This is a genomic window from Mucilaginibacter sp. P4_G9 (assembly GCF_056400985.1).
In genome coordinates this window covers 1-10,144 of sequence record NZ_JBFUKF010000189.1, presented here as the reverse complement: position 1 = coordinate 10,144, position 10,144 = coordinate 1, and the positions used below count along the sequence as shown (strand labels likewise).

The following is a 10,144-nucleotide window of genomic DNA, read 5'->3' as shown; positions in this document are numbered from 1 at the left end:
ATTGTATGATAGTCCCTTTTTGATGGGACAACTTGAAGTATTGCCACAGTTTACCGTTAAAAACAAACCCCATAGCTTTATTGGTTACCAACTGCCTGAATTTGACAGGCAGGGATTTATGGATGATTTAAAAAAAATAGTTGTTGCAGGCAGCAATATCATTGGTGAAATACCTTATACCCATTATTCCTTTTTATCAATAGGCGACGGTGGCGGCGGTATCGAACATTTGAACTCATCGTCGCTGAGCTTTAGCGGGGGCGAGGGATTTAATTCGCCCGAGGCAAAAAAAAGACTGTACAACTTTATTGCCCACGAGTATTTTCACCATTATAACGTTAAGCGCGTAAGGCCAATTGAACTGGGACCGTTTGATTATTCAAAAGAGAATCATACCAACATGCTTTGGGTATCTGAAGGGTTTACCGTTTATTATGAATACCTGATAGTAAGGCGCGCCGGTTTAATGACCGGGGAAGATATGCTGAACGATTTTCAAAACAATATTAAAAACTACGAAAATAAGCCGGGGCATTTTTACCAGTCGGCTACACAGGCCAGCTACAACACCTGGAACGATGGGCCGAACGGGCGCGTAAATGAAGACATTAATAAAACGATATCTTATTACGACAAAGGCCCCGTACTTGGCTTAATGCTTGATTTTAATATTCGCCATGTTACCAAAAACAAAAAAACGCTTGATGATGTAATGCGCCTGCTTTATTACAAATATTACAAAAAGCTTAAACGCGGCTTTACCGAACAGGAATTCAGGAACGAATGCGAAAAGATGGCCGGTGCACCAATGCCCCAGCTATTTGAATATGCATCGACTGTTAAACCACCCGATTACCCCAAATACTTCGCTTATGGCGGCTTGTTAATAGATACCAATGCCACTATTACCTATAACTCCTGGGCGGGCATTAACGTGAGGGAGCAGCACGATACGCTAAAGATAACCACGGTTGAACCCAATTCGCCTGCATGGAATAAAAATGTAAGGGGAGGAACCTCCATATTATCTATTGATGGTAAACCGGCAACGCAGCAATTGCTTTACCAAACGTTTGAAGCGAAGAACACAGGTGATACAATAGCACTTACTTTACAAAAAGGCGGGGTAAAGCAAGATGTAACCATTGTGTTAGGCTCCAAAAAAGTGAAAACCTTTAAAATAAGTCCCCTGCCCAATCCCGACCCGTTGCAGGCTGCTATTTATAAAAGCTGGATTGGTAACTAAGGATGTACACAGCTGGCGACCATAGTTCATCATATTACTTATGAACTACGGTCGCAGGCCAGGGCAGAAGATCCGGCAAAACTTTTTGATCAGTTTGTGCCTACATACACTGCATTAAGTGCAACACACATCATCTTTATCTCCTCTTCGGTATTGTAATAATGTACCGATGCCCTCACATTACTGGCCAGGTGGTTTTTATCCATATAAATGAGTGTTGATATGGCTTTACCTACCGATACGTTAATATTGTTTTCGGCCAGTGTGCTTTTTACTAAACCACTATCCATTCCCTTTACTGAAAAGGTTACAATACCAGATTGCTGATCACCAAAATCATGAACCGTTAGGCCATCAATACCTGAAAGTTGCCGGCGCATTAAATTAGCCAGGTATTGCACGCGCTGCCAGATCCTGTCGACGCCGATGTTCAGGGCATATTCCACAGCTTTACCCAGGCCGAGCGTAAGTGCGCGGTTTTTTTCATACAATTCAAAACGCCGGGCATCGTTTCTTAGCTGAAAATTATCAAGGCTAACCGATGGGGCACTAAAACCATCCATAAACAGGGTATTCAGTTTGTCTTGTACCTGTTTGCGTACAAATAAAAAACCGGTTCCCCTTGGTGCCCGCAGGTATTTACGCCCGGTTACTGCTAACATATCGCAGCCAATCTCCTTCACGTTTAAGGGGATTTGCCCGGCGCTTTGGCAGGCATCAACAAGATATAATACCTGGTGTTTGCGGGCTATTTTGCCAATCTCCACAATCGGGATCATCGCGCCTGCGGTTGAAGGGATTTGCGTCATGGCTATCAATTTGGTTTTTGGCGAAATTGCCTGTTCAAAAACATCGAGCGGGAAATTGCCCTGCACATCGTTCTGTATTATTTTAATGCTTACGCCGTACTTTTTTTGCGCATTCAAAAAGCCAATAAAATTGGTTACATATTCCATTTCGCAGGTAATGATCTCATCGCCGGGCTTGAAGCTGATGCCGTTGAAGGCTATCCCCCATGCTGTGCTGGCATTTTCAACAAGGGCAATTTCATCTTTACCGGCATTAATGAGCTGGGCTATCAGCGCGTAGGTATAATCTAATTGGTCCTTGTATTTATACTCGGTTTCATAGCCGCCATAAATTGCCTCTTCATGTAAGTAATTAACAACCGTTTCAACCACCACATCGGGCGGCAAGGATGCTCCCGCATTATTAAAATGGATCCTTTCGGATGTTCCTTTGGTTTCAGCTCGTAGTTGCTGTATTTCCTGTTCGCTTATAGGGCTGAGTTGCATCGTGTTTTAGTTTGATGTGTAAAGTATGTTATCGCTAAAAATTGCTGTCCCCTCAGGGTCTCCTTGAAAAGGGACCCTGAGGGCGCCTGTTAAGTGTAAACCTTGCTTGTTCAACCTGCGTGCTGCCTCAGGGTCCTCTTCGAGAGACCCCGAGGGGACTAATAGTTATTAAAAATTTATCTCCATCATAATATCGGCACGGCCATAGGTGCCGGGCGTAACCGGGATTTCTGTAAAGCCTAATTTGTGATAAATGTGGATAGCGTTTTTTAGTATGCGGCTCGAAAACAGGATGAGTTTTTTAACACCCATTTCTCTCGCTTTATCAATACCCGACTGGCATAAAAACTGACCGGCGCCGCCACCATGATAAGCCTTATCAACTGCCATTTTGGTAAGCTCATAAACACCATCCTCAATAAAGCGCAATCCTACTGTACCAATAATAGTATCGCCTGCTGCTGCAAAATAAATTTTACCACCTTGTTTTAACATGGCTTCGTCGGGGTTTTCTAAAACCCATTTGTCCAGTGCTTCAACCACAAAAAATTCTTCGAGCCATGCTTTGTTGAATTTTTCGAAGTACGACTGATACTTTGGCTGATAATCAATTAATTGAAGTTCCATTTTTTAATAAATTTTGATCATTACAAAGTAAAAGCATCTGCGTATAGCAAAACAGATTCAGATTTGTTAATTTTGACCATAACAGATTTTGAAATGGAGAAATTAATTGCCACAGTTAATGATGATTTTTTATATGCGCAGATAGCTGCCCGTATTGAAAAGCAGATAAAACAGAACTTGTTAAAACCGGGTGATAAGCTGCCATCTGTAAGGGCATTAAGTCATGAGCAGGGTATCAGCATCAGCACATCATACAAAGCTTATGTAGAACTGGAAAACATGGGCATGATAGAGGCCAGGCCCAAATCGGGCTATTACGTTAAGTTTTCGCCGGCAAGACTGACCAATGCACCCGACACCAAACCTCCGCTGAAAAAGATTGAGCAGGCCACGGTTACCCAGATGATAGCTATGGTTTATCAAAACATGAGCGAGGAAAGTGTTATACGTTTGTCGCGCTCATCGCCGCCGCTAAGCCTTATCCCAATGGCTAAGCTCAGTAAATCCATGATGGAATCTATCCGTAAAAGCCCTACGGGTAATATCAATTATGAAATTTTGCAAGGCAATATTTCGTTGCGCAATCATGTGGCCAAAAACGCTTTTAACTGGGGCGGCAACATAACCGGCGACGATGTGGTAACCACGCAGGGTTGTCTTGAAGCCCTGATATTTTGCCTGCGGGCGCTTACCAAACCGGGCGATACCGTTGCCATTGAAAGCCCTACCTTTTTCGGGATCTTTAATATAATGCTCAGCCTTGATCTGAAGGTGCTGGAGATCCCGGTTAATCCCGATACGGGTATTGATATTGATTACCTGGCCGAGGCTATGGATAAAGTGGATATTAAAGTATGCCTGTTTGTAACCAACTTTAGTAACCCGGTAGGCAGTTGCATGCCTGATGATAGTAAACAGCGATTGGTTAAATTAATAACAGAAAGGCAGATCCCTTTAATTGAGGATGATATTTACGGCGAAATTTATTTTGGTAAAAGCCGCCCGCGTACCTGTAAGAGTTATGATACCGAAGGCTGGGTGTTGTTATGCTCATCAGTTTCCAAATCCATTGCGCCGGGCTACCGGGTAGGCTGGTGCATACCGGGCCGGTTTAAAGAGCAGGTAATCAATTTCAAAATGATGCATACCATCAGCTCGGCCACACCCACCCAGGCCGCTGTTGCTCATTTTTTTGAGACTGGCCGGTATGATCTGCATATGCGCAACCTGCGTAAAACATTATATACCCAAAGCCTGCGTTATACCCAGGCCATTGCTACCCATTTTCCGCCGGGCACCAAAATAAGCCAGCCCCAGGGCGGCTATGCCCTGTGGATTGAGTTGGATAAAAACATTGATGCATTTGAGCTTTACCAGCTTGCCATTGCCCAAAACATCAGCATAGCTCCAGGACAAATTTTTAGCACCGATGCCCGCTTCACCAATTTTATCCGCATTAGTTTTGGTTTAACCTTTGACGATGTGGTGGAGCATAGCTTTAAAGTTTTAGGGGATTTGATAAGACAATTGGGATGAAACATTAGTGCCGTGTCAACGATAAATTGACGGATAGTCTTTAGCCTAAAGTCTTAAGTTCTAAGTCAAAAAAAATAACTTTAGACTTACGACTCAGTACTGTTGACTTAATACTAGTCCGGTTTCAACTGTCGTCAAAAGATCATAAAAACGGTAATTATATAACCGCTTACACAAACGGGGTATCTTTGCGGCTTATTTAATAATTGACCGGAAAAAGAGCTTTGGATAGTCCTTTCCTGCCGGTCGGTAAATTTAATTAATATGTACTCAACGCTTTCTGTGCCAAAAACAATTAAACAACGGCACCAGGGTATTGCCAATTTACTGGCTTTTGCATTAATACCACTTTCGGGCTTCGCGACTGATATATACATTCCGTCGTTACCAACCATGGCTGCCGAATTGCATGTGAGCAGTATCCAGGTGCAGCTTACTTTAACTTTGTTTTTAATAAGCTATGGCATTACGCAACTATTTATTGGCAGCGTACTGGATAGTTTTGGCCGGTACAATATAAGCCTGGTATGCCTGGTACTTTTTGCTGTTGCCAGTATTGTTATAGCTACCTCAACCAACATTTATTTAATATACCTCATGCGGATAGTACACGGTATTACCGTAGCCGGTGTAATTGTTTCCAAGCGCGCTTATTTTATCGATCTGTTTTCGGGCGAAAAGCTGAAGCATTACCTTAGCATGTTTTCCATCATCTGGTCTACCGGGCCAATTGTAGCGCCTTTTGTTGGCGGGTACCTGCAAACCGGTTATGGGTGGAAATCAAACTTTTACCTCCTGGCCATATTTGCTGCAGTATTCGTGGTTTTGGAGCTGGTCTTCAGCGGCGAAACGTTGAAAAACTTTTCGGCATTCCATATCAAAAAGATCGGTAGCATTTATGCGGATATGATCAAAACCACCAGTTTTACCCTCGGCCTTATTATGTTGGGACTTGCGTACTGTATGGTGATGATCTATAACATGACAGGCCCTTTTATCATAGAGCATACTTTGCATCTGTCGCCGGTTGTGGCCGGCTATAGTTCGTTGGTATTGGGCATAGCCTGGCTTATAGGGGGACTTATCGGTAAAGCCACCATCAACAAGCCGTTTTTTAATCGAATGGTGGTTAACCTTACCCTGCAGGTAATATTTGTAATAGTAATGCTGATAAGCATGAGGTATATAGCCAATTTATATACCATCATATTTTTCGCTTTTATAATCCATATAGCCGCAGGATATACTTTTAATAACTTTTTTACCTATTGCTTAAGCCGCTTCCCTAAAAACGCCGGTATAGCCAGCGGACTTTCGGGCGGGATAAATTATGTTATCGTATCGTTTTTTAGCTATGGCATTGTTTTTCTGCTGCCCGCTAAAGATGAACATAACCTGGGTTATAGTTATTTTGTATTGATAATGCTCTCGGTTATAGTGATGCTGATATTAAAAATGAAGAAGGAGTTGCTGAGCGAAGGAGTTTAAGCTATCAGGTTTGTACCATTGCCCGTGCAACCGGTTCTGTATCCGGCCTTTTCTTTTTAGGTTTTTTGTTGCGTTTGCCCCACCATATCAAAAAGCCGGTAACAGGCAGCGATGCACATACCAGGCTTGCCAAAAAAGCCAGTATTTGCGTACCCGGCCCATATAGGCGGCCAGTATGGATGTACAGGTTTGAGTTGCGCCATTTCATGCCCAGCGTTTTTTTGTTGTGTGGTATAGCTGTTACCAGTTTGCCCGTGCGGCCATCAAAAAAATAGTAACTGATGCCATTCCAGCCATCGCTGCGGTGTTTTAGGTATACAAATGCCATTACCATCTTATCTTTCCTGTTGGGTATATCCAGCCCAATTTGGGTCCAGTCGCCATTTAATTGTTTGAGCAGGTTGTGATGGATGATGTCCATTTTATTCAGGGTTGAATCGGCTGTGCTGATGACTGGTAATACGCGCGAAAACTGGGGCTTTTCCTTTGTGCCAAGCATATTATAAATGCCCTTTTCCCACCATTTGAATGACCATACCAAACCGGTTACAGCAATAAGTATAGCAATGGGCAAAACATAAAATCCCAGGCTGTTATGCACATCATAATTTACCCGTTTAAACCTGGCATTCCATTTTATGCTGATGCTTTGTTTAAACTGCCTGTAATTTTTAGGCAGCCAGAGTATAAAGCCGGTGATCATCATCAACAGAAAAAGCAGCACACAGCTGCCAACAATAACGCTGCCCACCGGCTTTACCAGCAACAGTTGACGGTGCAGCTGTTCAACAATGTTAAAAAACTCGTACCTGAAATCGATAATGCCTAACACCTTGCCGGTGTATTGGTTTACATAAACATAATCATAGTACTCAAACTGGCTGAAGTACCACAGCGTGATCTTTTTTTTATCATTCACTTTAAAACCCGAAAACACAATGCTTTTATCATCTTCGGTTATTTTAATACTGCTGAGCTTTTTATGGGGGCCAACTGCTTTTTGTGCAATAGCAAGTAATTCAGAAACCGGCCTTGCAGGGCCGGTTTTCTGAACGTTTACTATATCCTTGTGTATAAAATCAAATATTTCTTTATCAAACACGTAAATGCAGCCCGTTACCGAGACGATAACTACTACTATGCCGGTTACCAGGCCAACCCACAAATGCAGCCAGCCGGTTATCTTTTTAAATTTTGATTTTGCCATTACAAGGTATATCCAAGCGTAAGCAAATAGTTCCTGGGCGCACCGGGGAACAGCCTTATATAATCATATCCGCCCACCCAATACTTTTTACCGGTAATGTTGTTGGCATTAAATTGTAGCTGAACTTTGCCAATATTATAAAATAGCGCTGCATCAACCAATATGTAATCAGGAATGCTTTGGGTAAGGTTGATGGATAGTGTGCGTTTATCAATGTAGTTGGCGCCCAAACCTATGCCCAGCCCGCTAAATGCGCCGCGTATAATATTATACCTCGTCCAGATATTGGCCATGTTTTTAGGGGCGTTCGGTTTTTGCAGACCAACCTCGGTGGCAACACCACTTTCGGTAATTTTAGCATCATTGTACGCATACGAGGCCAGCATGCTCCAGTTTGGCAGTATGCGCCCGGTAATATCAAACTCAAACCCCCGTGAACGCTCTTTACCAACCGGCCTTAACAGGTCGGGCTGATTGGTCACACCTGCGTTGTAAAGGGTGTTTTTTTGCTCAATCTGGTAAACAGATGTTGTTATGGATAGCCTGTCGTCAAACCAGCTGCTTTTGGCGCCCAGCTCAATCATGTTGCTGGTAACCGGGGCAAATGGTCCGCCGGCATTGGGGTTGGCAATGGTTGCCGCGGTTTGCGGGTTATACCCCATTACATAAGTACTGTAAATATTGATGTTTTTAGTAGCTGTATACACCAGGCCAAAGCGGGGCAGCCATGCGCTGGAGTGCGTTTTTTGTTGTGTTGAAGTGGCATAATTTGCAAAATCGGTATAATACTCGTAGCGGATGCCGGCAAGCGCCTGCAACCTGCCCAGCTTTAACTGATCCTGTACATACCCGGCATTAAGGTAGTAATAGGTTGGGTTAAGCACGTTTTGCGAAAAAAGTGCCTTGCTGTCGTCCTGTAAACGTTGCGAGTTGATGGCATTATTTAAATCAAAAGAAGGTACGTTGGCAACCGGGTTACCCTTGGTATCCCGTAAATACTTTAAACTGTCTTTTACCACATAGTTGGCAATAGTACCGGTGTTGGATGCATTGCGATAGCCCGAAGCGGTGAGTTGTGACGCGCCTACCGGCATTTTTTCGCTGCCATAATCATAGCCTGCTACAATTTTATGTTCTATATGACCTGTTTTGGCGTTGTAATTAAAGTAGCCGCTAAAATTATCAATGTAGCGTTTTCGCTTGCGCTGAAATATCTGCATAGCTACCTGGTTAGGAATATCATTGCCCAGCTTGTCTTTGGCATAGGCATTGGCGCTGCGGTGTTCAAGCAGGTCCTCGCTGTACCCGGTTTTTGAGTAAGCGGCATTAAAGCTCAGGTTGTTATTAAACTGGTGATTTACCGATAAGGTAACAATATATGTCTGCTCGTTCAAAAAATCATTGGCGGCACTTAATGCCAGTGATTGCGGGGTTGAATACAAGTCGTTGCCGATTACAGACTGACCCCGATCAAGCCTGCTGCGCGAGCTGTTGTAAACCATATCGAAATTAATGTGTGTTTTTGGCGACGCGATGAACGATAAAGAAGGTGCAATGATCACGTTTTTATCAAACTGCAGATCGCGGAAAGAGTTGGCATCTTCATACCCTAAATTAAGGCGGTATAGTAAGGTGCTATCTTTGTTTGCAGGGCCTGTAAAATCGGCCAATCCTCTGAATGTGTTAAAACTGCCTAACGAGAAACTCAAGGTTCTGCGGGTTTCGTTCAGTGGTTTTTTGGTTACACGGTTAACCACACCTCCGGGACTTGCATTGCCATACAGGGCGGATGATGGGCCTTTCAGCACTTCAACACGCTCCAGGTAATTGGTTAAGGGCTGTTTCCAAAACCCGGTACTGGTGCGCAACCCGTTTAAAAGCTGGGTATTGCTTTGGCCGTTAACACGAAAGCCCCTGATGGTAAGGTCATCATAAAAAGTGAACTGCGAAACACCGCTAAAGTTTTTAACTACATCGCCAACGCGTACTGCACCTTGGTCGGCCATCAGTTCTTTACTGGCGTAGGATACAGATTGCGGCAGATCTTTAATATCAGTTTCGGTTTTGTTGCCGATAAACGTGGCTTTGGTTTTATAAGTTTTTTCTTTACGCCCAATTATTTCTACCTGTTGCAGCGAAGCGGCATCTTCGTGCAAAACAACATTTTCATCAATAACAGATCCCGCGGCAATTACAATTTGTTTGCTGATCTCTCTGAAGCCTACAAAGTTGTAGTGTATAGTATACTTGCCTGCGGCTACATTCAGTTTAAAATCGCCTTTATTACCGGCTGATGTAATATAGTTAGTACCGTCAATTGATATAGTTGTACCTGGCAGTGGTTTATTCTCCTTGTCTTTTACATGGCCCTGTATCGATGCTTTTTGCTGGGCTTGTATTATAAGGGGGGAGATTACGAGGAGTGCGAAGGAAGCAAGAAGTGTAGTAAGGTTAATCTTCATTGTTATTTTTATTTAGACTTATTATAAACAATGGCAAAAGTATGTTTTATTTAACTAAATGCAAATCCAAAAGAAGCCTTATTGGTAATAATTAAGAAAATGGGTGCAGTGACGATAGCTTTTTGCCTTCCAACTGTCATTGTCATAAAAGGTTTGTCATCCTGAACGCAGTGAAGGATCTATTCGCAGACTGTACAGGGCGAAGAAGCATGGCGAATAACAGATGCTTCACTGCGTTCAGCATGACAAAGGACTTTTTTTACAAACACGTCATGTGTAGGTA

Annotated in this window: 7 protein-coding genes; 3 read left to right on the top strand and 4 right to left on the bottom strand. The window is 43.1% G+C overall.

What is annotated here, in order from left to right; all coding sequences use genetic code 11:
• Nucleotides 1–1,246: M61 family metallopeptidase (locus AC1DPZ_RS16140; protein WP_477405184.1), on the top strand; the 1,246-nt coding region annotated here is incomplete at its 5' end.
• An 89-nt stretch (nt 1,247–1,335) separates the two neighbouring features.
• On the opposite strand, the gene AC1DPZ_RS16135 is transcribed toward AC1DPZ_RS16140, so the two are convergent.
• Nucleotides 1,336–2,541 carry an aminotransferase class V-fold PLP-dependent enzyme gene (locus AC1DPZ_RS16135; RefSeq protein ID WP_477405182.1) on the bottom strand — a complete coding sequence of 402 codons (1,206 nt, stop codon included), beginning with the start codon at nt 2,539–2,541 and terminating at the stop codon, nt 1,336–1,338.
• 168 nt (nt 2,542–2,709) lie between these two features.
• Complete coding sequence (locus AC1DPZ_RS16130) at nt 2,710–3,168, bottom strand: GNAT family N-acetyltransferase (RefSeq protein ID WP_477405180.1); 459 nt, start codon at nt 3,166–3,168, stop codon at nt 2,710–2,712.
• A gap of 93 nt (nt 3,169–3,261) precedes the next feature.
• Here AC1DPZ_RS16130 and AC1DPZ_RS16125 point away from each other — a divergent pair, with 93 nt between their 5' ends.
• Both AC1DPZ_RS16125 and AC1DPZ_RS16120 read left to right on the top strand, forming a co-directional pair.
• Entirely contained in the window at nt 3,262–4,704 is a 1,443-nt protein-coding gene (locus tag AC1DPZ_RS16125; protein ID WP_477405178.1) for an aminotransferase-like domain-containing protein, read from the top strand.
• 264 nt (nt 4,705–4,968) lie between these two features.
• Nucleotides 4,969–6,192: an MFS transporter gene (locus AC1DPZ_RS16120; RefSeq protein WP_477405176.1), complete on the top strand. Its 1,224-nt coding sequence runs from the start codon at nt 4,969–4,971 to the stop codon at nt 6,190–6,192.
• Between the two features lie 4 nt (nt 6,193–6,196).
• Here AC1DPZ_RS16120 and AC1DPZ_RS16115 read toward each other — a convergent pair whose 3' ends face one another.
• Nucleotides 6,197–7,399 (bottom strand): PepSY-associated TM helix domain-containing protein, encoded by a 1,203-nt coding sequence (locus AC1DPZ_RS16115; RefSeq protein ID WP_477405174.1) that lies wholly within the window; start codon nt 7,397–7,399, stop codon nt 6,197–6,199.
• The gene (locus tag AC1DPZ_RS16110; protein WP_477405172.1) at nt 7,399–9,861 is read right to left on the bottom strand and encodes a TonB-dependent siderophore receptor; all 2,463 of its coding nucleotides are present in this window, start codon (nt 9,859–9,861) and stop codon (nt 7,399–7,401) included. Before AC1DPZ_RS16110 ends, AC1DPZ_RS16115 begins: the two co-directional genes overlap by 1 nt.
• Between the last annotated feature and the right edge of the window lie 283 nt (nt 9,862–10,144).